This is a genomic window from Vibrio profundi (assembly GCF_043642225.1).
GTDB classification, from domain to species: Bacteria; Pseudomonadota; Gammaproteobacteria; order Enterobacterales; family Vibrionaceae; genus Vibrio; species Vibrio profundi_A.
In genome coordinates, this window is record NZ_JBHZSF010000008.1 from 126762 (window position 1) to 152837 (window position 26076).

Consider the following 26076-nt stretch of genomic DNA (forward strand, 5'->3'; position numbering starts at 1 on the left):
GCGCCCCTAACAAGCTCAACATCACAAATTTAGGGTTATTTGATAATAATTAAATCAATAACTACCTTTAACACTAAATACGACTCTTTTAAATAAAGAGGCTCAAGTGAAAAGCATACGCGCAATATTTGTTATACAAGTAATTGTGATTGTCACTCTTGTGTTGATGGTCACCGCTTTCTTTCAGTATCAGTACTTTAGAGATAACCTTTATGCTGATTTAGAAACGAGTGTGCAAAATACTGCAAGTCGATTAGAAGTCAGTTTGCCAAGAGCAATCTGGGACTTTGATATTAATACCGCGACACTTGCGGCATCAGCAGAATTAAAATCACCGGAAATTTCGGCCATTAAAGTCGTGGATAACGAAAACAATAGCTTCTTATTCCTTGGCAAAAATCCGGACGCCACAAAATCGGAAGCCGTCGAAATTCAGATGGTAAGTAATAACCTTTTAGAAAACACCGTCGTTAAAAAACTCACGTTTGTCGAATACGAAGAAGAACATAATGTCGGGCAAGTGACGGTGTACTACGACACTCACGCCCTCAATTCAAAACTTACTGATTCCGTCGTACATACTTTCTATGAACTCGTCCTACTCGACATCGTAATTACCATTACCATCATTTCAGTATTAGCCTTTACTGTACTGAAGCCGCTTGAAAAACTCACATCAAGAATCAAAGATCTCGCGTCAGGTGAAGGTGACCTGACCAACAGAATACCTGAAGCCACATTAAAAGAATTCCATGAAATCACTGAAGGCATCAACGTATTTACGGGCTCACTAAGAAGTATTGTCCAAGACGTCTCCGCTTCTTCTGTCCACCTGCAAGAAATGGCCAGTGCCAATGGAGAAACCGCAAGAACCAACTCTGAAAAGCTTGAAACTCAAAAGCACCAACTGACGACTGTGGCTGCGGCGGCAACCCAACTTAATCAATCCGTCGTAACTGTCGCGGATACGGCTCAGAACACCGCTGAAGAAGCCAATCGCGCGACCACCTTAACCACGGATGTTCATCACACGATCGAAAGCTCAGCGAACGAAATCATTAACATGCGTGAAGAAATGAACCACGTGAACGCAGAAATGCACAAGCTCATTGAAGAAGGCGAAAAAATCACCGTGGTTTTGAATGTCATTAATGATATTTCAGGGCAAACCAACCTTCTCGCACTCAATGCCGCGATCGAAGCCGCCCGTGCCGGTGAACAAGGTCGGGGGTTCGCAGTAGTGGCTGATGAGGTACGAAATCTTGCGGTCAAAACCAGTCAATCCACTGAGCAAATTCAGACCAACATAACAGCGTTAGACAATGCCACTAAATCTGTGGAAGACGAAATTACCCGAATTTCCACCATGTTAGAGGTTACCGCTTCTAAAGTCGCCGAGTCTCAATCTTCGGTAAAAGAAGTGGAAGAACTCATCGCTCACATTTCAGACAAGAGCGGCCAGATATCTCAAGCCACTGAAGAACAAAGAATGGCGGTTGAAGAAATTAGCCAAGCCATTGTAGAAGCCTCAGAAGCGTCCAGTGATGTGTCGCATGGCGCAAGTACCAATGCAAAACGAACCGATGAAGTGCTGAGCCTAAGTAATAACATCGCTCAGCATATGACCAAGTTCCGCACGTAAGCCAATGCTCCTTATTCACACTTACGCAATCATGCTTAGCAAGGAAGAATTATGAAACGCTATCTATTATTACTCACTACTTTGATGTTCTCATTTTCAGCATTCAGTATGACGATTACCGCGGCGCAAGATCCGTGGCCGCCTTTTGTCAATAAAGGCAAAGGGGACGCTGGGATTTCTGTAGAAATTGTTACGGAAGCCTTGGCATCTCAAGGACATCAAGTCCAATTCAAAATCATGCCATGGACTCGCGCACTCAATGAAGTCAAAGGCGGTAAAGTCGATATATTGGTCGCGACTTGGTTTACAGAAGAACGCACTTCGTTCTTAAAATACAGCGACAGCTATTTAGAGAACTCCCTCAAATTCATTAAGCGATCAGGCGATGGTTTTGAATACAACGGTTTCGGTAGCTTGGACGGAAAGTCGGTCGGGATCATTAGAAACTACGGCTACGGTTCTGAATTTCTTGCCGCCACCAACTTCAAAAAGCCCGAGGCTAATGACTTGATCTCTAATGTTAAGAAGCTTAAAGCCAAAAGAATCGACCTAACCTTGGAAGATGAACTGGTAGCAAAAGCAACGATATCTGGAGCCGGAATGAACGTATCTGATTTTGCTTTCACCAATAGCGCGTTATCCGTAAACCCTATTCACGTCACGTCTGGGCTGGCGAACCCAAAACACGCCGAGATCATAGATGCCTTTAACAAAGGGCTTGCAGAGATCAAAGCCAACGGCACATTTGACAAAATCCTCGCCAAATACGGAATTAAGTAGTCCTATACCGCGTCGATTGGTTTTCTCCTAGCCATTCAGCGCACACAAAAAGCCCCTCTAATAACCTATTAGAGGGGCTTTATTCGGACTAGAGTTTGCTAATTTCTGCTTACAAAGAGCGGAATCGCGCAGTGAAATGACGCAGCACTTCTGGCTCGTACTCGAACTCTAAGCCAACGAGTTCATTTGCCCTGTCCCGTAACTCAATGATGGCGTCAGCGATGTAATCCATATGGTCGTTGGTGTACACGCGTCGAGGAATCGTTAAACGCATCAGCTCAAGTTCTGAGTCTTTTTGCTTACCCGTTTCAGGGTCTCGCCCAAGCAACAAAGAGCCAATTTCAACGGCTCGAATCCCGGCTTCTAGATACAGTGCGTTACACAATACTTGCGCAGGGAATTGCTCTGCTGGGATATGTGGCAGGATCTTAGCGGCATCGACAAAAACTGCGTGGCCTCCAGTTGGATATTGAATTGGAACCCCGGCTTCACGTAATCTTTCGCCTAAGTATTCCACTTGGCTAATACGGTAGTGTAAGAAATCCTCATCAGCGCCTTCGTATAAACCTCTCGCCAAGGCTTCCATATCACGCCCTGCCATACCACCGTATGTCACAAAGCCTTCCATCGGAACGCAACGCGTACGTACTGCTTGGAATAGCTCTTCGTGATCTCGAATACAACACAGACCGCCAATATTCACCATAGGATCTTTCTTCGCTGACATCGTCAGCATATCGCCGTATTGATACATCTCACGGATGATCTCTAGGATAGAGCTATCTTTATAAGCTTCTTCTCGCTGCTTAATGAAATACGCATTTTCACAGTAACGAGCGGAGTCAATCACAACCGGGATATCGTGTTTCGTGGCTATCTCATACACAGCACGCATGTTCGCCATGGAAACTGGCTGACCACCAGAGCTATTACAGGTCACTGTAGTAATGATTGCCGCAATATTATGAGAACCATGCTCTTCAATCGTCGCTTCCAGTTTGTTCAGGTCAAAATTACCTTTCCAATCATATGGCGTGGTCGTGTCGAATGCCTCTTGTGTCACGACATTGAGTGCTTTGCCTCCGTTGAGCTCGATATGGCCAGCCGTGGTGTCAAAGTGGTAGTTTGAAATGAAAACCGGCGTTTCACCGCCACGAACATTTCTCATTCGCTCAATCAAGCATGGGAAAAGGATCTGTTCAGCACCTCGTCCTTGGTGCGCAGGAACCGTTAAGTTGTAACCAAAGAAGTGCTTAACCGCATCACACAAGTTGTAGTAGTTACGACTGCCAGCATAAGACTCGTCACCCATCATGATACCGGCCCACTGATTATCACTCATCGCTCCTGTGCCCGAGTCGGTCAGCAAGTCAATATAGACATCATCACTTCTTAGCAAGAACGGGTTAAGCCCTGCTTCTGATAATGCCACTTCACGGTCTAGCAACGTGGTCATTTTAATGGGTTCTACCATTTTGATACGAAAAGGTTCTGGGATACGTTTCATGTTCTAATTTCCTAAAAATAGATTGATCCCGTCAGCAAAAAGATCGCAAGGATCTGCCTAGGGGAAAGTAAAAATTCAATGTATTGATTGAGTGCGCTTCGCATCGAAAAGAGCGAGCGAAATTGGCGTGAAACGCCTAGGAAATTAAAGAGAGGTTGCTTTACTTAACAGCGATAAGCAGTAATCAAGGTTATACCATGGCGACAACACTAACGTGCTGTCGAGCTGATGTAACTGGCTCATAGCGTTATCCTCCTTGATGATTGAGCGAAATGACACATTTCACATATAGTAAAAGTGTAGCCTATATCTCCACTATAAATGATTTAGTGAGTGGATGACTGTGAAAGGTGGCGCATTTTTGCGCAAAAGAAAAACCAACGTACTCTGTGTTAATTTTTGATTAATTTTCAGCATTTGTGCGGTATTACCATTGTCACTGCTTTGCAAAACAGGCAGTCTTGAAAGCCATTAAGTGTAAGCTGCTAGGATTTAAACCGTGAATATTATCAAGCCTTTGACATTCATTATGGCAATGAGCGCCTCTGCCATGTCATTCGCAGAAGTGACTCTTAACGTCCCGAGTGAAATTGAAGTTTTAGTGGCTAACGAAGCTAAAGCAAAACCAACAAGCTCTGGTTTCTTTTCGTCGGGCAAAACACTCACATTGCCCAACGGACAAAACCAAATTATTTTCCGCTATACGATTAATTTTGATCAGAGCACTGAACGCACCTCGATTGATAGCCAGCCTATTATCGCGACGTTCGACAGTAAAGATTCAACATTAGACTTTACTCTTCCCAACTACCGAAATGCGCGTGAAGCTCAGAAAAACGTGCGCTCGATTGAATGGACGCTAACAGACAGTAACGGAAATACAGTCCAACTTGCGCAAGAAGAGTTAATTAAAGATGGCATGCAAATCGGTCGTGACTTTGAACGCGAAAGTGTCGATTACAACCGCGCTGGTGGCATCGCAGCTCTTTCAAGCCGTCAAAACCTACCGGTAACGCTCCCAGCCATCTCGAAAAAAGACGCGCAGAACAACGCAGAAGAAATGCTGCATTTCTGGTATGAAAAAGCCGATGAGGAAACAAGAGAGCGCTTCAAGGCATTCTTAAATCAAAAGTAACCTCTAGCAATTCTCTATAAATAAAAAAAAGGCTTGTCGATGACAAGCCTTTTTTATTGGATTCCCTTTACGCTTCTAGCGCCATTTGTTCGGTAGATAGCTCATAACAATATTCGGCATGTTTGCTTAAACAGCTAAACACTTCCTTATCAAGTTTATGGGTATCCACCAACTCTTTCAAAATAGCGATGGTTTGCTCTAAGCTCATTCCAGCTCGATAAGGGCGAGACTGCGTCAAGGCTTGAAATACATCGACCACAGCAATAATTCGACTTGGCTGGTCTAGCTGCTCTGCCGTCTTCCCGAGCGGGTAACCCGAGCCATCCAGTCGCTCATGGTGGTTGGATGCCCATTCGCATATCTGATCCGACAAAAACAGCTCTTGCAGTGAAAAACGAGTATCGGTAGCGTGCCTTTTAATACAGCAGTATTCTTCTTCGGTCAGCGAGCCAGCTTTATGCAATACATCGCTAGGAGTTTGAAGCTTACCAATATCATGCACCAGCCCAGCTAAATACATCTTCCTTTGGGTTGGACTCGAATAGCCAAGTTGCTTCGCTAAATATTCAGAGAGTTGACCCACTTTAAGTGAATGCTGAAAAGTAAATGAGCTTTTGGCATCTACCACTTTCGCAATAAACTCTCCAAAAGAGATCGTTTCATCCAATGACATATGTTGAGAAAAGAACGGGATAGGGGCAAGTTTACTGCTCATGCTTTCAATGTAATTAATCTCCATTGAAAACCAGAAGTCGTCCGTATCAACAAGCTCACACATATGTTGAACCAAATTCGGTTCAAACAAGTCATCCATCGAAGCCGTTAAACACTGCACAATATACGACTTGCTATCCCTCGTCAGGTTGCCAAAACGGTCAGACGCAGTTTCACCGTATAAGTAGTCAACTCTGTCAGCCAACATCACAACTGCCGCCAGTTCTTTTTCGAGTAGGCTGATCGGCGTGTCCTTCAATTCACGCCATGGAGTATGGTGATACAATACTGGCTTGGAAAAAATAGATAGAGCCGGACATTCCTTTAAGATCTGGTAGCCCTTCTGGCAATGTTTATGAGTGCCATGAGGAACAAATTCGGACAGCAGCCCCATCAATTCGTCACCTTGAGTGACACCGCAGTCGTGGATCAAACCAAGGTAGAAAGCGAGTTGAGCTTGCTCTTCTTCCCAGCCAACACTTAACGCACATTTATACGCAATGTATCCAACTCGTTGGCCATGATTTTTTGTTTCAACACCAATATTATCCAGAGCTTTGGCAATGCCAAACAACGCGCGCCGCAAATCGACTGTCACGCCTTTGCTGTAAGACTTCATTAAATAACCTAGCTTTTATTGTTCTTATATATATTTGTGTCAATTCTAATTCAAAAGTAGTATCTATAGACACATAAAAATTATGGATTATGTTTTTTCGTGACCCTTATAACGTACTACAAAAATTTCGTGTCACAAAAGAAGCGACAAGTTTAAGGTATTGGGATAATCATCACATATGCATGTGATATAACATAAACAAATATCAATAATTCAAGGGTTTCAATGTTTAAAACGTCAATTGATTCAGAGCTTTCGTTAGCGCTTGTTCAAGAAAGCTTTGCGCCTATGTATGAAAAAATTGTGCAGAGCCAAACAGAATATCTCTCTCAATGGCTCGCTTGGCCACCACACTGCCAAAGCGAACAAGACTTCCGTATTTTTGTTCAACGCTGTCTGAATGAATACGCAGAAGGAAAAAGCATGACATGTGCCATTTGGTACCAAGAACGTTTAGTTGGTAACTGTAGTTTTAACTCTATTAATCACGATTTAGGGAAGGTCATTATAGGCTACTGGCTTTCACAGCCTGAACAGGGAAAAGGCATCATGTCGCGTGTTGTCACTAAATTAGCGGACATTGCATTTAATGAACTAGACATGCAAAAAATAGAAGCGCATGTTGCGGTCGATAACAAGCCGAGCCGTCAGCTCTGTGAACGTTTAGGATTCAAATATGAAGGAACGATCACTCGCGCAGAAAACCTTAATGGGCGCATCGTCGACCATGCGATTTATGGTTTGCAACGCTAGTTAGTTTGCCCGACTCATAACGATTTTACATAAGCCGCGATTTTATCGCTCTCCTCCTTGTCCATTTTAGGGAAAGTCGGCATCTTAGAGTCACTTTCTTTGTCCTGTGTAATCTTGTGCGATATCTGCTCTGAAGATAATGATGTCGCGCGGTTCGCAGGGATCCCTTTTAAGAACTTGCCCTGCCCACTACTTTGATGACAACTCGAACAATGGTATTCAAATAGCTCTTTCCCTGTGGTCAGCTCAGGGTGATCATGAACGTCCTTCTCACACCCAGAAAGCAGTGCAGCGACCGATAATGACGTGAACCATCGCATACCCTTTCTCCTTAGTTACATCCGCTTGCCCTTACATTCCACCTTAAACAGAAAAGGTGACTCTAACAACACAGACTGCATGCTCAAAATCACCTTTAGGACATTTCGTTCACTGAATCAATTCAGTCACTTAAAGAAACTTTTCTATAAGTACCTCATCGATATACTGCCCTTTTATTTTTGCGTGCTTTTTCGCAGTACCGACAACTTCAAACCCTTGGTTTATATACGTGGCTAAGGCTCTTTCGTTATCCGCTCTGACATAGGCAAATAGCTTTTCGTAGCCTTTCTCTTTTGCCCGCTCAAACGTGAGCTGGAATAGTTTTTTAGCCACCCCTTGTCTTCTAAACCTAGTATCCACAAAAGTGCCAATGATCCCTACATGATCAAAAGCTTTCGTATAACCCGCGAAAGGCTCTACGTTTTGAAAACCTGCGATCATCGAACTATCACTTTCTGCGACCGTAAAGACGCCATCCTTAGGAAACTGCTCGATAAATTCGGCTTCTTCTTCACAGGTAAAGGTTCTGTCTAAGATGGTATAAAGCCCCTCTTCGATAATTGGGTTTAATACCTCGGTGATGCCTTTCGCATCAGCCACCTGTACATCTCTAATTTTCATTAATCATTTGGCCTTAACAGTTAAGTACGTAGACAAAGCAGCCCGATACGCTTGCTTCGCCTGTATACTCAAAAACGAATCAATCGATTGAAACAACTCGGCTAATTCCTTGCCATACTTTCGCTTAAACGATTCACTTTCATACACGAGCTCTAATTCATTGGCGACGGTCAGATCGCAAAACAAACGACACCGCTCAGAGTCTAATTCAAAGGTTGAACCTGAAAAGCGGTCATGAAACCGTATTGGCTGATCACTTGGAAACTGGGCGAAAACCGCATCTCGATCGCAAGAGCAATATAAGTACACTAAGGCTTCTGCCTCTTCGCCAATGACTCGAGCAATCTCCTGCCTTTGCGCCAGCGATACCATAGTTTCATCAAAACCGGCGGTGCCATAAGCGGCATGGAATAATCCGGCAAGTCTAAGTACATCGCTCGCCCCCCAAGATTCCAAAATTGCTTCAGTCCCTTTTAGGTGAGATTCCAATGAACCGTTTAAGTGTTGAAAATCGCCCGCGCCCAATGCTTTAAGCTTTTCAAATTGTTCATACATGGTTATTCCTTTTCCAATCGTCGAGTTGCTCAATCACAAAATAATGCATCAAGTTGCAAACAGGGTATATGGATTAAATGAATAAAAGTCAAATAGTTAGATGATGAAGCAATCAATTATAGAGAGTTTGATGAAAATATCGCCGTTATTATGCCGGTGTGGTACGCATACAAAAAAGCCCCTCAAACTATTGAGGGGCTCATATAACGCAGTTTTCCATTGCTTATGGCGTGAGGTTTTCTTTCGGTATCACGATGGTGAACTTCGCACCACCATGCTTGCTATCGAAGATTGTGATACCCCAAGCTAATTTTTTTGCTGCTGCTTTGGCTATGGCTAACCCTAAACCAAAGCCAACGTGGTTTTGAATACTTCTACTCTCATCTAAGCGAGCGAAAGGCATCAACACTTCTTCACGTTTCTCAGCAGGAATACCCGGGCCATTGTCTTCAATAATCAATAGCCAGCTTTCTGCATTTTCATCCAACGTGACCCAGACTTTGCCATGAGAGTAATTGTTAGCGTTCTTCATGACATTATCGACAATCAGGCGCGCCATTGTGCAATCAAATTTACTTCTTACCCCAACGTCTAGCCGGTTATTAAACTCAACGTTTTCGAACTTCGCGTAACGAACTCTTTCTAGGCAATACTCGGCAACATCAACATTGATCTTCACCAGTTCAAAGAAGCTGTTATCCATCACATTCAGCTTCGACAACATCATAATTTGAGAAGTCAGTTCATTGATATCGTCAATATAAGTATCAATGTCTTCAAAAAGCATGTGTTGATCTTCCGGCGCTTTCCGCCTCAATAAATCCGCAGCCAGTTGAATCCGACTTAATGGAGTTCGCACTTCATGAGGGATCGCCTGAGAAAAGATGTGACTTTGTTTTACCTTACTTTCTATCTCCTCTGCCATTTCATTAAAGCTCTTAGCAAGCTCTGAAATCGGCTTAGGTAGGCTAGTGTTGGCGCGAGTATGCAGCTTACCAAGTCCAAACTTATTCTGCGTATCGATCAGATTCTGAATATGACGCTGTAAGCGGTAGACAGGTAAGTAAATACACAGCCCAATTGCGATAAATATTGCCAAAAGCAATGCGATTAAGAAGTTCTTTTCTGAATCTTCATACCACACGATTTCAGGGCTAAAGAAGTCTCGACTCTCGTTGAACACAAAACTATGGGAAGAGTTAGGCAGCGCAAAAACGGCGGTGTACAAGTCGTCACCACGCAGATAAACCGGTATGCCATTTAACGTATAGAGCAATTCACATGTATCGCATGGAGGAGAACCATCCCAATTATTTAGCAGTTCCAACTCAAAAATATAGAACTGCTGTCTGTGGTTCATGTCGAGATTTTTATAAAGGGACTGCGGGCTCCCACGCTGTTGAATATATTGATCGACAAAATAGGTCCCATCATTCAAAAAGGTTTCTATTTCGGTGCGGCGCATATAGCCATCACCAAGTGTCAAAAATATCCAAACCGTTGAGACCAAGCCAATAACGCTACCAATGTATAAGCGGACAAACATGGATGGTTTTAAGCGCCTAAGCAACAAGCATGTACCCCTTGTTTCGAATAGTTCGAATAAATTGTTTGTCTTTAGCATGCTCTCGCAGCTTACGTCTTAGGCCAGAAACTCGCATATCGATGGAGCGATCATTAAATGAGTAATCTATCCCTCGAAATAACTGACAACACTGTTCGCGAGTGACGACATCGCTTGTGTTAGCGACGAGTAAGTTGAGGATTTCAAATTCTGCAGAGGTTAAATTTAGACAGCGGCCATTAAGAGTCGCAGCTTGAGTTGCAGGGTCGATTTCGATGCCGTTACTTGTAGAAGTAATCGTAGGAGAAGGGGCAGCAGCGGCAGGTTTAGCACGTCTTAATAGCGCTTCAATTCTGGCAAGCAATACATGCCCACGAACTGGCTTAGTCACATAATCATCCGCGCCAAATTTAAATAAGCTGACTTCACTCATTTCATCATCGGTTGCGGTTTGCACCAAAATCATACCGTTATAAAACTCACGGGCCTGACGACAGATTTGAGATCCGCATAAGCCAGGAAGCATTAGGTCTAAAAGAATAAGATCTGGATTAAATGTTCGAATGGCGTCGATAGCTAAACTTCCATCATGAACCACTTCTAAATCGTACCCTTCAGCCTCTAGATACATTGTGGTTAATCGAGCAATTTCTGGGTCATCTTCAACAATTAGGACTTTTGCTTTATTCATCATCAAATACGCCTTATAGATTTGGGCGTAGTATATATATGCAAGTTATAGCTTCAACCTGAAATATTCAGCAGGATATTTACCGTACGTAAAACATTATTTTTACCAGTGTATATAAAACAATACAGATTTTACGAGTTGTTAAAATTAATATTTCATTAACAATTTATATTATGAATCTAGTTTTCTATTTATACACAAAAATAACCAGCAAATTTTCCCACCTTACATTGCATTTATAAACTTACACTGACTTACACGTATTTCATTTACTTTTAAATTACCACCAAATAAAAGAAAATATGAAAGATTATGAAATACATAGTCCGATTTTTAATTATGGTTTCAGCATAAAACACTAATTCCAACAGCGGAAGAACGCAATATAACCGATTACTTAAAGGATAAAGCAAACAAATACACCATAAAGTGACTGGTGCAAGTTTGGTAACGGTGATGTTGTCGATTAGCATAACTCCATAACTAATGTCTCGCTTTTTTATTTAATTATCAAAATTGAGAATTTCACATTGAAGGCATAATTAAGGAAAATTTATGTTCAGCCAAATTAAAAAAATGTTCACTTTATCTATTTTATTAACAACCCCTACATTAGTCATTGCTGATAATTCAAGTGACAGTGTAGAAAATAATATAAAAAGTCTAGTGTCATCCAGAATTAACATCGAGGTCGTTCCAAATAAAAGCATTATTCAAACGATGGTATTTAACTGTGAATTCTATACCGCCACCCCCTACTTCATGAGTGCTGACGGAGGGCAATCTAGCTCAGAGAGCTTCCTGTATTACCACCATAAAGACGCCCTTGGTTTAATGACGATTCCATACACCACGGAACCGCTTCCAGAACTAAGTTTTTGCTTAAAGCCAGACTTCCGTGTGAATAACAAAGAACAGGCACAACTCTTATTTGAAGCAATCGAAACCGTTTACCCAGCTGAATCCATGTTTGACGACAGATTCGAAAAACAGATCCTTAAAGTCGATAACGGTTGGATGTACATAAACGGTGAGTTCTTCGACGATAAAAAAGGCTACATCGCCGAAACCTCCGCTCAAGGCAAGGTCATCAAAATTACCCGTTCCTTAAATTTGTAATTGAAACCTCTAGAGTGGCTAACCATGAAAACATACGAAATACTCAACCACTTAACTAACCCAGTTTGGGTGTATGACATTGATAATAAGTGTATTTTTTGGGCAAACGATAGCTCCCTAGCACTGTGGGAAACCGAATCACTTTCGGAGCTTCAGCGACGCGATCTCAGTAAAGAGATGACCAAAGCCATTGAAGCCACTCTAGAAGACTACAAACGACGCTTTAACAACCAACAAACTATCCGCACATGGTGGCATTTCACTCCTAAAGATATCGCCAAAAAAGCATTGTGCTTATTCTCTGGGATCCCGTTACCAGATAATCGAATTGGCATGCTGGTACAGGTTCTGTCTGAAGAAAAAAAACTCAGATACGACCTTGCCTGCTCTGATGGCGCGAACCTATCTTTGCTATTTGATAAAGACGGACAGATCATCAGTTCGAACACCGCTTTTCAAATCAACTATGGAAAGCCGTTTCAATCTCTTGCTGATTTCCTATGTTGTGAAGAAACTGCGGCACAATGGCTATTACAAGCAAAAAAAGGGCATGAGGTTCTTGAAGAGATTGTTTGCCAAATATCCGGAGACACTCATTACTTTGATGTGCAAGGAAACTGGCGTTTTGATAAAGGGGAGCTTCTACTCAACCTTACCTGCATTACCAAACAAAAAGAGAAGCTACTTAAAGTCAAATACAACGCGGAGCATGACTACCTCACCAATCTCTATAACCGCCGAGGAATTACCAACCTATTAGCCAGCAGCTTAGAGCACCGCTCTGCTTTTGAGCTTCTCTTCATTGATTTAGATGGGTTTAAGCTCGTCAACGATACTTATGGACATTCCGTTGGTGATCAACTCTTGAAACAAGTGGGCGAACGTCTAACCAGTTTGGTCAATAACAAGTGCATGATAGGCCGCTTTGGTGGAGACGAATTTGTGGTGATCGCACACACTTGCCGTAATCCTAATATCCCTTTGCTTAGTTCTCGTATTATCGAACTGATGAACAAGAGTTTTCACATTGAAGGGATCGGTTCGATTTCAGTTGGCTGTAGTATAGGGACAACACATTATCCTGATAACTCGACCGACCAAGAAACGTTACTAAAGCAAGCTGGCGTCGCCATGCATCAAGCGAAAACCAATGGCCGTAATTGCACACAAACGTTCACCCCTGACCTTGCCAAAACCTTACATCGTAAATTAGAGATCCGCCAAAGGTTAGCCTACGCTCTCGAAAATGAAGGGCTATCTCTACATTATCAACCCATTATTGATAACAAAAACCCTCAAATCAGCCAGTTTGAAGTATTACTGCGTTGGAATGATCAAGAGCTTGGGTGCGTTAGGCCCGATGAAGTCATAAAACTTTCCGAAGAAACTGGGCAGATCGTTCCTCTCGGACTTTGGGTTCTCAACTCCGCATTACAGCAATTGTCTATTTGGCATCAAGAGTACCGCGGTAATATAAAACTCAACATCAATATTTCCGGCACTCAACTTAATACTTCATTTCCTGTCCAACTTGCGGCAATGCTGGATTACTATCAGATCCCAGCTCACTGCATTGCTCTAGAGATCACTGAGTCAGCAATGATCTTTAAACACGATGATGTAAAACAGACGCTGTCCTCGGTGTCGAAACTCGGGGTTGAGCTGTACTTAGACGATTTTGGTACGGGCTATTCTTCACTTTCAATGTTGCACGATTTACCGATCAGTACGGTAAAGCTCGACAAAAGCTTTGTCCAGCGTAGTCATTCCGGAGGCGAAGCGATCATTCAGGCAACTCTGGCCATTTGCGACACTCTAGGATTAAAGGTCGTGGCGGAAGGTGTAGAAACCGAAGAACAACATCAGCATCTTATCAAAAGTGGCTACCGCTACATGCAAGGCTTTCTGTTCAGCCGCCCAAAAGCACCGTCTGATATTGAAAAGGAATTTCTCTCCGATAGCCACGCATTGACCCAAACTTAATTATCAAAACCAACCATTAAACTTAATTATCAATCACGGATAGCTCACTCCTAGTCCAGTGAGCTACCGCGACCTCTTACATAGGCTTACAAAGCAGACTTAACAGCCTTAACACCTGTAAAGCCATGTTTTAAATAAGCTTATTGGTATATTTCTCACTTACATAGTGTCTACTGGCTCTATGGGTATTTTCACTCTCTATATTCATGTTTGAGTTTCAATTATTCTTCCCGAAAATTTGTTCCCCATTTATATTTACCAAGCGGATTCCAGCATGAAAAAACTACTTTCGGTTCTCATTCCTACTCTTGTATTAACAGCCTGTGGCAGCGTTGCCATTATGGAAAAATCGGATGCTGTTAGCGCCGAGCCAGAGCTTATCATCAAAACCGATGGTGACTTTTGGGGTTTAGGTGAGGAAGGTACGTTTGATTTAGCAGGACTGTATCAAGGACAATATAGCCGTGACTCATCAAACTCGACTTGGTTTAACACCGTTACCTTTAAAGATGGTGAACTTGCCGCTGAGATTACTCGTAACGACAACGGCGAAAAATGGCAACTCGTGTGTTCTGGTGGTGGCACATCCGTTAACTACATGGGTGTCGATTTTGGTGGTAACAAACCTTACCGTTGTGCGGTAAGCCAAGAAGAAAAAGAAATTGGTGAATTCATACTTGAACCACAAGCGGGAATGATCAAGCTAAGCCTAGAGAAAAAAGAAGCGGGCTTCATTCGTTTGGGCTCTACTCATTACAATGTTGAAACCGTTCATAGCAGCAAAGACTTAATGATGGCTGTAGAAAAACCATTAGGCTATAGCTTCAAACAAGGTTCACAAGAAGTCGCTGCAGCTCAAACTAATGGTATGTTGACCCTGCAAATGCTGCCTAACTTGTCTGACGCGCAACAAGACACACTGGTAATCGGTACGATTGCGAGCGCACTTAGCTGGCGTCCTGAAGACTAATGTCTAAAACAAAAGGTTTTACTTTACTTGAGCTTATCGCAAGTATTGTGATTATGGCGTTCGTCGCTTCGGGCGCCATGATGAAATTTTCACAAGTTCAAGCGGATGCAAGAGCAAGTAAAATTGGCGGTGTCGCAGGGAATCTACGTACTGGCATAGATATGGTGTTTGCCAAATCTGCGATTGCCGGAGTGGAAGACACCTGCACATCGGGGACAAAAGTAGAGGTGGAAGGGTACTTCGTTTGCTATGGCTATCCAATTGCCTTCATTAATGCAATTGAGCGGCTGATGAACATTGATACCAATGAAGAAACAGCCAAACTGTACGTTCGAAATAAAGCGGATGATGACGAACATCAAAACCCTGATGAACAAGAGCATTTAATTGCTGCGATCACGTTTTTTAAAGATCATTACACCTATAACACCGAAGGGAGTTTTTGCCAGGTTCTTTACCAACCACATAAAGAGCCACAAATAATCACTCTGCTCGACGGCTGCTAAGAAAGACGGTTGCTAAAAAAGGCTTTGCTAACTTATGGTTAGTAAAGCCTTTTCTTTTACACCCTGTTTTGAAGGTCATAAGCAGAAATGCTCTAAAACACTAGCTTTCCCAACTACTTATCCGGACAATACGCACGAGTTCACTTACTAGGATGCGTACATTGGAAATCTGCCGAATTTTTCAGATCAGTGACTGCCACTATAATACTTCTGACCCAAGCGCCAAAAAGCGCTTAATTTGGATCCTTGAACACATAGAGCAACAACGTGCCACTCATGCAAATACCAGTCAACAAGAGCACGATATTCTTTTGATCACGGGAGATTTAGTTTGCGCTCCAACTCAAACACTATACGTTGAGTTTAAGCAAATCATTGAATCATGCAGTACATTTTCAAAGATCTACGCCATTCCTGGTAACCATGACTGCCGAACGTTAATGACTCGCGCATTCACAGACAGTCGCCTTCACATCAAACCTAAAATAAGACTAAGTGAGCACTGCCAAGTCTTGTTATGTGATTCCAGTGACAAGCCTTTATCCGATATGGCCTTAGGCTCTAGCCGGCTATCAGAGCGGACGCTTCAATTTCTTAAAAAAGAAACTCGCAAGAAAAGCAGCCTAGTCGTTGTCCATCACCCTATCGACAATTTCGGTGCCGACTGGTTTCAAACCATCGGTATCGAGAATCATGCCAAAGTCAGGCAATCTATTCACCCCCAAACATTGGCGGTTATTAGCGGGCATGCACACCAATACTTCGATACAAACGTTCAAGTCGGTAGTCAGTTGAAAAGCATCCCTCAACTTGTATCACCCGCAACCTGCTACGGATTCAATCACCAAATTCCGGAATACCAACGTACTGCCACAATTGGCTACATGGTTTATGAAGTGAATCAGCTCAGAAGCTCCCCACAGTTCAGACATTGCTCTTTTGAGTTTGAAGCGGATGTGCCTAAACGTTAGGGATTCACTTTAAGGGGCACTTAGTTCATGCGCCCCTTAATGAATTACCCCTGTGCACGTCGCGTGGTGTTAGGCTTAATATAGCTTTGCATCAAGTCTTCAACATTTAAGGGCTTATCAAAGTAATAGCCTTGAAGAAGATCGCAGTGGTAGTTTTTTAAGGTTTGTCGCTGCTGATCGGTTTCCACGCCTTCTGCCACCACTTTCGTGCCACAAGATGCACCAATTTCAATAATGGCTTTAACTAAGGTTTCGCTATGTTGGCTAGTATTTAACTTACCAATAAAAGAACGGTCAATTTTGATTTCACTGATCGGCAGCGTGTTCAAATAGTTCAAGGAGGAAAAACCCGTTCCAAAATCATCCAACGACACGCCAAAGCCGTAGTCCCTTAACTTACGCAAAATCGGTTCTACTATATGAAGTTCTTTGATTAGAATGTTTTCTGTGATTTCGAGAGTAACACGGCTTGGGGCCAACCCAGTTTGCTCAACAAGCTCAATCGCTCGCTCCGCAAAGCCCGCATCAAGCACCTGCTTTGGCGACACGTTAACAGACACGCCCACGGCATTCGGCCCATTAGCCATCAGCTTTAAGGTATCTTCGCACGCCTTAGTCAGAACAAATTCACCGATAGATTGAATCTTCCCCGTACGTTCAGCCGCGGGAATAAAGTCGAGCGGAGATACAAACCCAAGTTCATCATTTTCCCAGCGACAAAGCGCCTCAATACCTTTTAGTTGCTGTGAATGTGAATCGACTTGAGGTTGATACATCACACTCAATTCACCTTTGGAAAGCGCACTGTTCAATTTTTCTTCAACCGCATAATCAAACTGAATTTGTTTGTTGATCACGTCATCATAAAAGACCACATCCCCTTTGCTACTTTCCTTTGCTTTGTACAGCACAATGTCCGCCTTCGCGATCAAGTCTTCGACCTCAGTACCATCGTATGGGTACATCGCGACACCGGCCGAGCAGCGTGTTTGTATCGATGTGCTTCCCAACTCAAACTCTTGCTGAAAGGTCGCTAATATCTGACGCACTTTTTGTTCGGCTTCATTCAAATCATTCAGCATTGGCAAACAAAATACGAACTCATCTCCACCAAAGCGAGACACAACATCACCACCACCTAGAATTTGGCGAAAGCGGAAGCTGATTTGCTTGAGCAACTCATCCCCCGAAGTATGGCCATACTGGTCGTTGATTCGTTTGAAATCATCAAGATCAACAAACACGATCGCGACTAAGCTACCGGATGCTTCAGCTCGTGTGATGTGTTGATTGATTTGTACTTCGAGTTGCGAACGATTTGGCAATGCCGTTAATGAGTCATGGCTAGCCATATGTGCAAGGCGACGACGACTCGTCTGCAACCGGCTAAAATCATCAGATATCCGACTCTCCATTTGTGTGAAGCGAGCAGAGACTCTACGACTGACTAATACACTAAAGAAAATACAAAGGAGGGTGACAATGACACTCACCAGCAGTACGAACTTAAACTCTTCACGAGATTCGGCTAAGAGTTCATCTTTACGTACCTCGATAGAAGCATTAACTTGGTCTAGGTACACGCCTGTCCCAACAATCCAATCCCAGTGATCTAACGCTTTCACGTAACTGCTTTTTGGTCCGATTAAGCCATGTTCATTATAAGTCTGATAATCAACGAAGCCGCCATCTTGGGAAGCTTCCAGAACGTCTTTCTTAAATTTGTCTCCAAGATCATTAAACACGTTCCGAGCATTCGCACCCATCACTTGATTAAAATAAAGCAGACTGGTTCCATCATTCTTAAACACAAACAAATAGCCATTTTCACCAAACTTAATCTTTGAAAGAATCGCTAAAATACGCTCCTGAGCGGTCAGTTCGATATCGACAACATATTCACCAGTACCCAAATACCAGTTAAACGGTTCAAAGCGTCGGTTATAGCTCAGCTTTTCGAATTCCTGACCATCCGAGCCAGGCTTGATAAACCAATAACGTGAATACGCACCGGTTCTGTTTTTTAAAGAATGAATCTGGCTTCGAATGATGGCGTTCCCTTTGGAGTCCATCATATTGATTTGATTGGTATTTTCGTTTTCAGGAAGGATTGGATGCATCAAACTGTTTCCCTCCATATCATAGAGGTAAATATAGCCTCGCCCTTCGTCGTATCTAAGTTTACGTAGCTCACTAATGATCAACGATTTAAGTTTATCTTCCGAAAGGTGCTGGTTTGAAGAGTAGATATTTTGCGCAACGGTGTACGCCCGGTCCATTCTCAACTTAAGCTTTTTCTTCACTTCTTGAGAAACTACTTCTTGAATGTGTTCGACCTGCTGAGAAACTTGTAATACCTGAGCTTCGACAATCGACTTTTGTGCGGAAATGTAATCAATTCTCACCAAATCAACCAAAGCTTTCACTTTATGATTGATGCCAACCATCATGACTGCATTGAGAAGAATTGCAGAGGCAACAATGATTGAGATTGGTAAATATTTTATAAACCAGACTAGTTTTCTGTCGTTGATATCCAGCATCTACTCAACTGCTAACAATTAATGGGACGAGATACCATATAGTCTCATCTTTTTTACTGAACAACCATCCCTATACTTAATAAATCCATAAATCTTTATAAAACCCTTGCATAATATCTGATTAAGTATAGTGTTATACATAAATATAACACCAAACATAATTGAGAATTCAGATGACAGATTGGAACGACAATCAGCCGATCTTTCGACAATTGGGTGAACAGATAAGCAGCCAAATATTGCAAGGTATTTGGCCAGAAGGTGAAGCGCTTCCTTCCATTCGGACAGTAGCTGCAGACTTGAAGATCAACCACTTAACCGTAATGAAAAGCTATCAGTTACTTGTAGACGACGGGCTAATTGAAAAGCGTCGCGGGCAAGGCATGTTTGTTGCGATAGGCGCTATTGCCAAACTCAAACAAGCGAAACGCACTCAATTTATTGATGAACAAGTCCCGCAAATTGCAGACACCTTACGTTATATAGATATGGACGTAGACGAGTTTATTGATCAACTTAGAATACAGATGAAAGGCGAATAATGACCACACTACTTTCCGCTCAGAATGTGACTAAAGCGTATTCGGACAAAATAGGCATTCAAAACCTGTCATTCGAACTAAAGGCAGGTCAAGTGCTAGGGCTTCTAGGGCACAACGGTGCAGGTAAATCGACATTGATTCAGTCGCTATTAGGGGCGCATCACTACCAAGGAGAAATCCGTGTAAATGGTTGCCACCCCATCCATGACCATACCGAAATGATGAACCACCTTTCATACATTTCAGACGTTAACGTGCTTCCTGACTGGATGACGGTGAAACAACTCCTGAAATACACGTCAGGGGTTCACCCGAGCTTCGATATTCACAAAGCTAATCAAACACTCGAAGCGACGGACATCAAGCCAAACACCAAAATAAAGCACTTATCGAAAGGCATGAAGGTTCAGCTCCACCTTGCGGTCATTATCGCGACAGACACGAAAGTGTTGATCTTAGACGAGCCAACGCTAGGCCTTGATCTGATTTACCGCGAAACCTTCTATCGCCATTTGCTTGAGTGGTTTCATGATGGAGAACGAGCACTGATCATCGCAAGTCATGAAGTGTCTGAAATCGAACACTTAATTACTGATGTGTTCATTCTCAAGCAAGGCCAATGCGTTCTTAATGAGTCAATGGAAAGTATTGAAGAAGGCTATTTTGTTATAGACGCGCCCAATACCTACCAAGCGCAAATTGAAGCGTTACAACCGCTATCGAAACAGGCTGGCCTTGGCAGCACAAAATGGCTACTGAAAAGCCATAATCGAGGCCAAATAGAATCCATGGGAACGATTTACCCAGTCAAACTTGCCGATCTATTTTTAGCCACTCAAATGGGGATGAACTAATGCACCCAAGTATTTTTATGCTAGAAAAAGAGCTACTAGAGCACAAAATTGTCACTCGCCTACCAGCCTTTATCGCACTGTGCGGGTTCATGCTATTCGTCGGGATATTCTTTAGTAGCAGCGCACAACATAATTTATTTTTCCAAATGGAATTTAGTGGCGATGTGAGTGATATACACATGGAGTTTGTTCGAGACCTCAACATGCTAATCACATTTGGTGCTGGGCTCGTTTCACTGATTCTTAGTACGCTCTATTTACCAAAAACACTGAGGAAAGAACGCCAAGAAGGAAGTTCAATGTTCTGGCGTAGCATGCCAGTTTCAAACCTGATGACACACGCTGTGAAGCTCTCGTTTGGCTTACTTGTCGTTCCAATCATCTGTTCATTACTGGTGCTATTTTCAGATTTGCTCTTGTGGATCATCAACCTGACGTCGGATAAGCAGCTTGCGCTTCTGGTTGAGCAAGAATCGTTGGTTTACGTTCTCACTAACTGGATTACCTTTCTTGGCAGAATGTTTATGGTCGCCCTCGCCTTGCTGCCTTTTGCTTGTGTCATGCTAATGGTGTCTCAAATCGTCAGCTCCCCGTTAATTGTGATTTTAGTTGTGGTGTATGCGAGTAAGTGGTTAGCAATCAGCTTGTTTGGTTTTTACGGAATCGATCAATTCCTCTCTGAGATGTTGATGTTGCCGGTAAACATTTTGTTTTCGCCAAACCCTTTTGCAGCGTTCGGGGGTGCAACAGGGCTATACCTGGTGACTTATTTCGTCTTGGGCTCGCTTGCACTTTGGGCTAGCTTAAATTTGAATAGAACTAATGAAGTCAGTTGGAAAAGTCTACTCAATCGCTAACTAGGGAATAGAATCACTTAGTACTTAAACTCCTGAATTATTCGGGAGTTTTTTTATTAGAAAAGACGAAAACGAAATTGCAATGCCAATGCCAATACGAGGATTAAAGTAAGTGGTTTGTAGTCAGTAAAGTAACTATGAGGATATTAGGGAGAGGGGATAGTGAGCTGACAAAGTAATGTCGTTGAATACGTGATGCCAGCTCGTTTGGGTATCGCCTAAGCGATTATTTTTTTGAAGCTTCTTTCGCGGTGTCTTTCCAGTATTGAATGCGAACGCGATGAAGCTGTGCTCTTCTCATTTTTTTCATAATGTGTTCCTTTTCTTAATCTGCTCTTCTTGAGCTTTATCTTTTTTCTTTGCCAACCACTCGAATCTATCGATGTTTACCGCGCATAACAGTGATAACAATCACAAAATATAAAGAGTTCTTAATACCATATACTTCTTTATATGATGTAAGTAACACATTTACTGCTAAGTAACCCCACCAATTTAGAATTGGCATGTGACAGATCGATTGCAAATAGACGACATTCTTATGATCCTTTTGCCGCCTATTACCCAGTCGCAGACTGCGTAAGGCTTTCACTAACTGCGTCGATAGCAAGTTTTACGCTTGCAGGTATCGCACCTTGATAAGGATGCAAAACGTATACCGAAGTTGGTGTTAACTGGTAGTCAGGAAGCCACTCAGTCAATGTATCATGGTATTTGGAAAAGACAAAATCCGGCAGTATCCCAACGCCACCTCCCTTTGTAATCAAAGAGATACAACTGTAAATGGTATTTGCTCGGTGTCTTACACTCGCTTTAAATGGTTTAATTTTGTTGCCATTTTTTGAATGCAATTCATGCTTAATATGTTTAGGCTGCCAATTATTTGCCACATAAGGCAATGTAGCTTGGTCAAGCAATGCCTCCTTATGGTGCACGGCACAGCACAATACATCTCGGATAGCGCCAATTCTTCTTTGTTTCAAATTACTGCTGCCTGACTCCCCTAAACGAATCGCTAAATCAATATCCTCTTGCATAAGATCTAGCTGCTCATCATGGCCAATCAGTTCCAACCGGACATCTGCGAACGTGCTAAATGCATCGACTAACGCAGGGGCTACAATCGAATCCATCAAGGCATGAGGAGCGGTAACCCTTAACTTTCCTCTAGGCACTGTTTGCTGCTCAGTAATTTCTTCCCATGCTTGCTCAGACACTTGATGAATGGTGCAACAATGCGTAAAAAATCGCTCTCCTTCATCCGTTAAGTTTTGCTTGCGAGTAGTTCGCTTAAGCAAAGTAACCCCTAACTCAGTTTCAAGCTGTTTAATGTGCTGACTAACCACCGATTTAGATAGGTCTAATTTATCAGCCGCCTTAGTGATAGACCCTGACTCCACCACCTTCATAAACACCATCATCTGCCTAAGCTTGTTCATTGTTCTATTTTCCTAAACAGTATTTTCAAATTACTTTGTTTTTCAAAATCAATAATACACCTAAAGTGACACCATCACGAACAAGGAGACACTTTATGAATCAGCAACACGTATTAGACGCTTGTAAAACAGGAATTTCTGCATGGCAAAAAGCATTTAACTCTCAAGATGCTGCAGGTTGCGCCGCGCAATATGCAGAAGGAACCATTATGGAAGCTCGACCATTTGGTACTTTTACCGGACGTGAAGAAATTCAATCTTTCTGGCAAAACATCATTGACCAAGGCTTCTCTGAAGTTGACTACAGTGACGTCCAATGGGAAGCGGAAGGCGAAGATGGTTTTATTCTTTCTGCCCAATGGACCATGAACAAAGCATTTGGCGTGGTGCATCGCGAACACTGGAGAATTCAAGAAGACGGTAAGGCTCGCTTGGTGTTTGATGATTTTGAAGTGCAAGGCGAAAGGTAAACCTATACTTTCACTCACCCACAATGACTAACGCTTGTTGCTGGCGCTCTACTCGAGGCATTAGCAACATGCGTAGCGAACTTCTGTTTTGACCGTCTGTATGAATTAGACTCGCATTACTTTGCCAATTAATTTATGATAATGATTATCAATTACATCCCATTCAAAAAACGATGATGAATCTAAACACGGTAGAAATCAAGTCATTCGTTCCCGCCAAGAGTTTTGAAAAGTCTAAACGCTTTTACCAAAAGTTAGGGTTTGACATGGCGTCTGAATTTGATGGCATCGCATATTTTAAGGCGGGATCTTGTTCCTTTTTACTTCAAGATTTCTATGAACCCCTACACTGCAAGAATTTTATGATGCACTTGTTAGTAGAGGACGTTCAGTCATGGCATGACCAGGCGCTCACCCAAAATCTTTCCACAGAATTTAATGTAAAAGTAACCGAAATTGTCGAGCAACCTTGGGGGATGCTGGAGTTTTGCGTAACAGACCCTAGCGGCGTCCTTTGGCGCATTGCGCAAAATTGTTAACTTGATTCTCTGATTACCTAAATATTCAGCAAGGAAAGCCAGTGTTCATTATTTCATTGAGTTACAAAGTGCCTCTAGAGCAAGTGGACCGTTTCATTCCAGAACATATTGAATACTTAGATACTCAATATGACCACGGGCACTTCATACTTTCTGGGCGCAAGGAGCCTAGAACGGGAGGGATTATTATTGCGACCCTATCGAATAGAGCCGAGCTAGATAAAATAATATCGCTCGACCCTTTTTATCGTGAAGGGCTCGCTAGCTATGAAATCACAGAGATAATTCCAACCAAAGCGACTGAAGCACTGCGATTCCTAATATGAGCCCCAATAAATGCGCACAGTGATTCCAAGCCACTTCAAATTCAACGGTCTCGCTAGCTTGGTTTCAACGCTAAAGTTCGGTTGATACCTAATTCCGACACAAAGTCTTTATCATGGCTGACCACCACAAAACTGCCTTTATATTTAAGTAGCGCACCGGCCAAAATCTGCTTGGATTCAATATCCAAATGGTTATCTGGCTCATCAAGTAACAATAATGGTTCGCCCTCAATATGACTCACCACCAGCATCGCCAACTTCATTTTTTCTCCCCCACTTAAGTCGTCTGCTTTTCGGTGAACCGTGTCTCTCCTAAACCCAATCCCAGCCAACAGGATACGTGCCTCACTTTCAGATAAAGTGATGCAGTATTTCATCAGGTTATCGAGTAAAGATAGGGATGGTTCTAATAAACCAAAGTACTGATCTAAATAGACCGTTTGAGTCATTCGTTTTAAATGCCCCCGGAAACACGGTTGCTGACCTTGAACGGCCTTCAGCAACGTTGATTTGCCAGAACCGTTGTCACCTTCAATGTGCCAGCGCTCCATATGTTTGATAGTCAGAGTGATTGGTTCAAGGTATCCAAACTCAAGTCTTACGTTATCCAAGCTAACTAACGTCCGCTTTTTTACTTGTTGGGCATTGTTCAAATATACGGTTTGCGGCTTAAGTACTTCTTGCTGCTTCTTTAACTCCGACAGCTTATTTTGATTTCGTATGAGTTGATTTTGCTGGTTCGTGATCGCCGCTGAGCGAGATTGTTCCGCTTTCCCTTTCATCGCATCCATCAAGATCTTTGGCTGGCTGCCTGAATGTCGCTTACGATTTCCTTGAGACTCCCTTTGCTGCGCTTTTTCCCGGTTAATCTGAGCTTGTTTCTCGATCTTTTTCTTTTCTGACGTTAGCTGATTAATTCTTTTATCTAGAGCTAATGACTGTTGAGATTGATGCTTTACGAACTCATCATAATTACCGCTAAAATTCGCCATACCTAGGGATGACAACTGGTAAATATTATCGACCTCCCTTAATAATCGACGATCATGACTCACTAACAAAATCGGGCGCGTCTCTTGGCGTAACTTTTCAATGAGCCAGGTTTTTCCTACACTATCCATATGGTTGCTTGGTTCATCAAACAGCAACATTTGCGCGTCAGATTTAAACAACTTATACAGTTGCAATAACGCGAGCTGACCACCACTTAACTGGCAGCATTTGGTGTCCAAATCGGCAGGTAAACGTAAGCTATGCAGGATGTCTAGAGTCTGATTCTCAAGATTCCAATCATCACCAACAATCTCAAATAAGCTCGGTTCACAACTTCCCTGGGTTATTGCCTCAAGCGCGGCTCTTTTTTGGTCTATTTCGAGAAATTGAGCGATCGTCATTTGGCTTTTTAATAGCTCTGAAGGCAACTGGGAATAGTGCCCTACAGAGCCCACTTTCGAGACCGAACCTTGCGTTGGCGTTAGCCCCCCAGTTAACAAAGACAAAAAAACAGACTTTCCGGATCCATTTCGGCCAATAAGCCCAGTGACTCCAACGGGCAAGCTAAAGTTGATGTCTTTAAATAACCATTCTCCAGTTTCTAACTGAAAGGAAAGTTGATGTGATATTAATGCAGGCATGAGATACCTCCTTTTACGATGTAAGCAAAAGGGGCCGCGCGTTAAAAAGAGTTTTAAGCTTCACCTCAAGAGGCAATGCTACAAAAACACATAAAATGCGCCGAGCGTTACATAATGGTTTGAGTCATATTATTACGCCAAGTAAGGGAAATACTGCGAACAAGCACGTAAGAATAATAAGGTAGATATGACGAAGCAACGCCCACTAACCCCGAGAGTCTAAATAATTGATTTAATGACTGTCAGGAAGTTAGTAATTCATTATGGCGCTGGCTCCTAAAGATATGATGGCGAGATTATAGACCGTAATAATATTATCGTTCAAGTCACCTTGATCACACCTCAGGCTAAATTAGGAGGTTGTCTTTCTGTAATAACAACCGTTATAGCGGCTGTATTGAGAAACCTATTCTTTCCGTGA

Annotated in this window: 25 protein-coding genes; 15 read left to right on the forward strand and 10 right to left on the reverse strand. The window is 42.6% G+C overall.

Annotated features, from left to right (window positions below; all coding sequences use genetic code 11):
* Positions 1-106 precede the first annotated feature (106 nt).
* Positions 107-1642 (forward strand): methyl-accepting chemotaxis protein, encoded by a 1536-nt coding sequence (locus tag ACHUFI_RS13790; protein WP_394250033.1) that lies wholly within the window; start codon positions 107-109, stop codon positions 1640-1642.
* 51 nt (positions 1643-1693) lie between these two features.
* Positions 1694-2422, forward strand: a complete 729-nt coding sequence (locus tag ACHUFI_RS13795) for a transporter substrate-binding domain-containing protein (RefSeq protein ID WP_394250035.1) — start codon at positions 1694-1696, stop codon at positions 2420-2422.
* A gap of 109 nt (positions 2423-2531) precedes the next feature.
* Here the strand turns inward: ACHUFI_RS13795 and ACHUFI_RS13800 are convergent, their stop codons facing one another.
* Complete coding sequence (locus ACHUFI_RS13800; RefSeq protein WP_394250037.1) at positions 2532-3929, reverse strand: tryptophanase; 1398 nt, start codon at positions 3927-3929, stop codon at positions 2532-2534.
* Between the two features lie 499 nt (positions 3930-4428).
* On the opposite strand from ACHUFI_RS13800, the gene ACHUFI_RS13805 reads away from it, so the two are divergent.
* Positions 4429-5064 (forward strand): DUF2057 family protein, encoded by a 636-nt coding sequence (locus ACHUFI_RS13805; RefSeq protein WP_394250039.1) that lies wholly within the window; start codon positions 4429-4431, stop codon positions 5062-5064.
* 67 nt (positions 5065-5131) lie between these two features.
* Here the strand turns inward: ACHUFI_RS13805 and ACHUFI_RS13810 are convergent, their stop codons facing one another.
* Complete coding sequence (locus tag ACHUFI_RS13810) at positions 5132-6397, reverse strand: HD-GYP domain-containing protein (RefSeq protein ID WP_394250040.1); 1266 nt, start codon at positions 6395-6397, stop codon at positions 5132-5134.
* Between the two features lie 225 nt (positions 6398-6622).
* Between ACHUFI_RS13810 and ACHUFI_RS13815 the strand changes: the two genes are divergently transcribed.
* Positions 6623-7150: a GNAT family N-acetyltransferase gene (locus tag ACHUFI_RS13815; protein WP_394250042.1), complete on the forward strand. Its 528-nt coding sequence runs from the start codon at positions 6623-6625 to the stop codon at positions 7148-7150.
* A gap of 14 nt (positions 7151-7164) precedes the next feature.
* Here ACHUFI_RS13815 and ACHUFI_RS13820 read toward each other — a convergent pair whose 3' ends face one another.
* From ACHUFI_RS13820 to ACHUFI_RS13840, 5 genes are all read right to left on the reverse strand, one after another.
* Positions 7165-7470 (reverse strand): c-type cytochrome, encoded by a 306-nt coding sequence (locus ACHUFI_RS13820; protein ID WP_394250044.1) that lies wholly within the window; start codon positions 7468-7470, stop codon positions 7165-7167.
* A gap of 130 nt (positions 7471-7600) precedes the next feature.
* Positions 7601-8092 (reverse strand): GNAT family N-acetyltransferase, encoded by a 492-nt coding sequence (locus tag ACHUFI_RS13825; RefSeq protein ID WP_394250046.1) that lies wholly within the window; start codon positions 8090-8092, stop codon positions 7601-7603.
* Positions 8093-8095: 3 nt separating this feature from the next.
* Entirely contained in the window at positions 8096-8647 is a 552-nt protein-coding gene (locus ACHUFI_RS13830) for a DUF6817 domain-containing protein (RefSeq protein ID WP_394250048.1), read from the reverse strand.
* A 223-nt stretch (positions 8648-8870) separates the two neighbouring features.
* Positions 8871-10193 (reverse strand): sensor histidine kinase, encoded by a 1323-nt coding sequence (locus ACHUFI_RS13835; RefSeq protein ID WP_394250050.1) that lies wholly within the window; start codon positions 10191-10193, stop codon positions 8871-8873.
* A 16-nt stretch (positions 10194-10209) separates the two neighbouring features.
* Positions 10210-10902 (reverse strand): response regulator transcription factor, encoded by a 693-nt coding sequence (locus ACHUFI_RS13840; protein WP_394250185.1) that lies wholly within the window; start codon positions 10900-10902, stop codon positions 10210-10212.
* A 555-nt stretch (positions 10903-11457) separates the two neighbouring features.
* Here ACHUFI_RS13840 and ACHUFI_RS13845 point away from each other — a divergent pair.
* The 5 genes from ACHUFI_RS13845 (at position 11458) to ACHUFI_RS13865 (ending at position 16451) form a co-directional block, all read left to right on the forward strand.
* Complete coding sequence (locus ACHUFI_RS13845) at positions 11458-12021, forward strand: hypothetical protein (RefSeq protein ID WP_394250052.1); 564 nt, start codon at positions 11458-11460, stop codon at positions 12019-12021.
* A gap of 24 nt (positions 12022-12045) precedes the next feature.
* Entirely contained in the window at positions 12046-14004 is a 1959-nt protein-coding gene (locus ACHUFI_RS13850; RefSeq protein WP_394250054.1) for a putative bifunctional diguanylate cyclase/phosphodiesterase, read from the forward strand.
* Positions 14005-14278: 274 nt separating this feature from the next.
* Complete coding sequence (locus ACHUFI_RS13855) at positions 14279-14974, forward strand: VV20781 family protein (RefSeq protein ID WP_394250056.1); 696 nt, start codon at positions 14279-14281, stop codon at positions 14972-14974.
* Positions 14974-15480 carry a type II secretion system protein gene (locus ACHUFI_RS13860; protein ID WP_394250058.1) on the forward strand — a complete coding sequence of 169 codons (507 nt, stop codon included), beginning with the start codon at positions 14974-14976 and terminating at the stop codon, positions 15478-15480. Before ACHUFI_RS13855 ends, ACHUFI_RS13860 begins: the two co-directional genes overlap by 1 nt.
* A gap of 161 nt (positions 15481-15641) precedes the next feature.
* Positions 15642-16451, forward strand: a complete 810-nt coding sequence (locus tag ACHUFI_RS13865) for a metallophosphoesterase family protein (RefSeq protein ID WP_394250060.1) — start codon at positions 15642-15644, stop codon at positions 16449-16451.
* 44 nt (positions 16452-16495) lie between these two features.
* Here the strand turns inward: ACHUFI_RS13865 and ACHUFI_RS13870 are convergent, their stop codons facing one another.
* Positions 16496-18994: a bifunctional diguanylate cyclase/phosphodiesterase gene (locus tag ACHUFI_RS13870; RefSeq protein WP_394250062.1), complete on the reverse strand. Its 2499-nt coding sequence runs from the start codon at positions 18992-18994 to the stop codon at positions 16496-16498.
* Positions 18995-19167: 173 nt separating this feature from the next.
* Between ACHUFI_RS13870 and ACHUFI_RS13875 the strand changes: the two genes are divergently transcribed.
* The 3 genes from ACHUFI_RS13875 to ACHUFI_RS13885 are packed head-to-tail and all read left to right on the forward strand — an operon-like array spanning position 19168 to position 21247.
* The gene (locus tag ACHUFI_RS13875) at positions 19168-19536 is read left to right on the forward strand and encodes a GntR family transcriptional regulator (protein ID WP_394250064.1); all 369 of its coding nucleotides are present in this window, start codon (positions 19168-19170) and stop codon (positions 19534-19536) included.
* Positions 19536-20390 (forward strand): ABC transporter ATP-binding protein, encoded by an 855-nt coding sequence (locus ACHUFI_RS13880; RefSeq protein ID WP_394250066.1) that lies wholly within the window; start codon positions 19536-19538, stop codon positions 20388-20390. The genes ACHUFI_RS13875 and ACHUFI_RS13880 overlap by 1 nt, the downstream gene beginning before the upstream one ends.
* A complete protein-coding gene (locus ACHUFI_RS13885) occupies positions 20390-21247 on the forward strand; it encodes a hypothetical protein (protein WP_394250068.1) in 858 nt (285 codons plus the stop codon). Before ACHUFI_RS13880 ends, ACHUFI_RS13885 begins: the two co-directional genes overlap by 1 nt.
* A 560-nt stretch (positions 21248-21807) precedes the next feature.
* Here ACHUFI_RS13885 and ACHUFI_RS13890 read toward each other — a convergent pair.
* Positions 21808-22686, reverse strand: coding sequence for a LysR family transcriptional regulator (locus ACHUFI_RS13890; protein WP_394250070.1), 879 nt, complete (start codon positions 22684-22686; stop codon positions 21808-21810).
* 95 nt (positions 22687-22781) lie between these two features.
* Between ACHUFI_RS13890 and ACHUFI_RS13895 the strand changes: the two genes are divergently transcribed.
* The 3 genes from ACHUFI_RS13895 (at position 22782) to ACHUFI_RS13905 (ending at position 24021) form a co-directional block, all read left to right on the forward strand.
* Entirely contained in the window at positions 22782-23156 is a 375-nt protein-coding gene (locus ACHUFI_RS13895; protein WP_394250072.1) for a YybH family protein, read from the forward strand.
* Between the two features lie 173 nt (positions 23157-23329).
* Entirely contained in the window at positions 23330-23695 is a 366-nt protein-coding gene (locus tag ACHUFI_RS13900; protein WP_394250074.1) for a VOC family protein, read from the forward strand.
* Between the two features lie 41 nt (positions 23696-23736).
* Positions 23737-24021 (forward strand): YciI family protein, encoded by a 285-nt coding sequence (locus tag ACHUFI_RS13905; protein ID WP_394250076.1) that lies wholly within the window; start codon positions 23737-23739, stop codon positions 24019-24021.
* A gap of 53 nt (positions 24022-24074) precedes the next feature.
* Here the strand turns inward: ACHUFI_RS13905 and ACHUFI_RS13910 are convergent, their stop codons facing one another.
* Positions 24075-25655, reverse strand: a complete 1581-nt coding sequence (locus tag ACHUFI_RS13910) for an ATP-binding cassette domain-containing protein (protein WP_394250078.1) — start codon at positions 25653-25655, stop codon at positions 24075-24077.
* Positions 25656-26076 lie beyond the last annotated feature (421 nt).

What these genes read in the sequence shown, in the direction of transcription:
- ACHUFI_RS13855 (WP_394250056.1), top strand. Translation starts at nt 14,279, where the DNA reads ATGAAAAAACTACTTTCGGTTCTCATTCCTACTCTTGTATTAACAGCC.
- ACHUFI_RS13875 (WP_394250064.1), top strand. Translation starts at nt 19,168, where the DNA reads ATGACAGATTGGAACGACAATCAGCCGATCTTTCGACAATTGGGTGAA.
- ACHUFI_RS13845 (WP_394250052.1), top strand. Translation starts at nt 11,458, where the DNA reads ATGTTCAGCCAAATTAAAAAAATGTTCACTTTATCTATTTTATTAACA.
- ACHUFI_RS13910 (WP_394250078.1), bottom strand. Translation starts at nt 25,655, where the DNA reads ATGCCTGCATTAATATCACATCAACTTTCCTTTCAGTTAGAAACTGGA.
- ACHUFI_RS13880 (WP_394250066.1), top strand. Translation starts at nt 19,536, where the DNA reads ATGACCACACTACTTTCCGCTCAGAATGTGACTAAAGCGTATTCGGAC.
- ACHUFI_RS13870 (WP_394250062.1), bottom strand. Translation starts at nt 18,994, where the DNA reads ATGCTGGATATCAACGACAGAAAACTAGTCTGGTTTATAAAATATTTA.
- ACHUFI_RS13825 (WP_394250046.1), bottom strand. Translation starts at nt 8,092, where the DNA reads ATGAAAATTAGAGATGTACAGGTGGCTGATGCGAAAGGCATCACCGAG.
- ACHUFI_RS13840 (WP_394250185.1), bottom strand. Translation starts at nt 10,902, where the DNA reads ATGAATAAAGCAAAAGTCCTAATTGTTGAAGATGACCCAGAAATTGCT.
- ACHUFI_RS13830 (WP_394250048.1), bottom strand. Translation starts at nt 8,647, where the DNA reads ATGTATGAACAATTTGAAAAGCTTAAAGCATTGGGCGCGGGCGATTTT.
- ACHUFI_RS13820 (WP_394250044.1), bottom strand. Translation starts at nt 7,470, where the DNA reads ATGCGATGGTTCACGTCATTATCGGTCGCTGCACTGCTTTCTGGGTGT.
- ACHUFI_RS13835 (WP_394250050.1), bottom strand. Translation starts at nt 10,193, where the DNA reads ATGTTTGTCCGCTTATACATTGGTAGCGTTATTGGCTTGGTCTCAACG.
- ACHUFI_RS13795 (WP_394250035.1), top strand. Translation starts at nt 1,694, where the DNA reads ATGAAACGCTATCTATTATTACTCACTACTTTGATGTTCTCATTTTCA.
- ACHUFI_RS13885 (WP_394250068.1), top strand. Translation starts at nt 20,390, where the DNA reads ATGCACCCAAGTATTTTTATGCTAGAAAAAGAGCTACTAGAGCACAAA.
- ACHUFI_RS13895 (WP_394250072.1), top strand. Translation starts at nt 22,782, where the DNA reads ATGAATCAGCAACACGTATTAGACGCTTGTAAAACAGGAATTTCTGCA.
- ACHUFI_RS13850 (WP_394250054.1), top strand. Translation starts at nt 12,046, where the DNA reads ATGAAAACATACGAAATACTCAACCACTTAACTAACCCAGTTTGGGTG.
- ACHUFI_RS13810 (WP_394250040.1), bottom strand. Translation starts at nt 6,397, where the DNA reads ATGAAGTCTTACAGCAAAGGCGTGACAGTCGATTTGCGGCGCGCGTTG.
- ACHUFI_RS13815 (WP_394250042.1), top strand. Translation starts at nt 6,623, where the DNA reads ATGTTTAAAACGTCAATTGATTCAGAGCTTTCGTTAGCGCTTGTTCAA.
- ACHUFI_RS13900 (WP_394250074.1), top strand. Translation starts at nt 23,330, where the DNA reads ATGATGAATCTAAACACGGTAGAAATCAAGTCATTCGTTCCCGCCAAG.
- ACHUFI_RS13890 (WP_394250070.1), bottom strand. Translation starts at nt 22,686, where the DNA reads ATGAACAAGCTTAGGCAGATGATGGTGTTTATGAAGGTGGTGGAGTCA.
- ACHUFI_RS13800 (WP_394250037.1), bottom strand. Translation starts at nt 3,929, where the DNA reads ATGAAACGTATCCCAGAACCTTTTCGTATCAAAATGGTAGAACCCATT.
- ACHUFI_RS13860 (WP_394250058.1), top strand. Translation starts at nt 14,974, where the DNA reads ATGTCTAAAACAAAAGGTTTTACTTTACTTGAGCTTATCGCAAGTATT.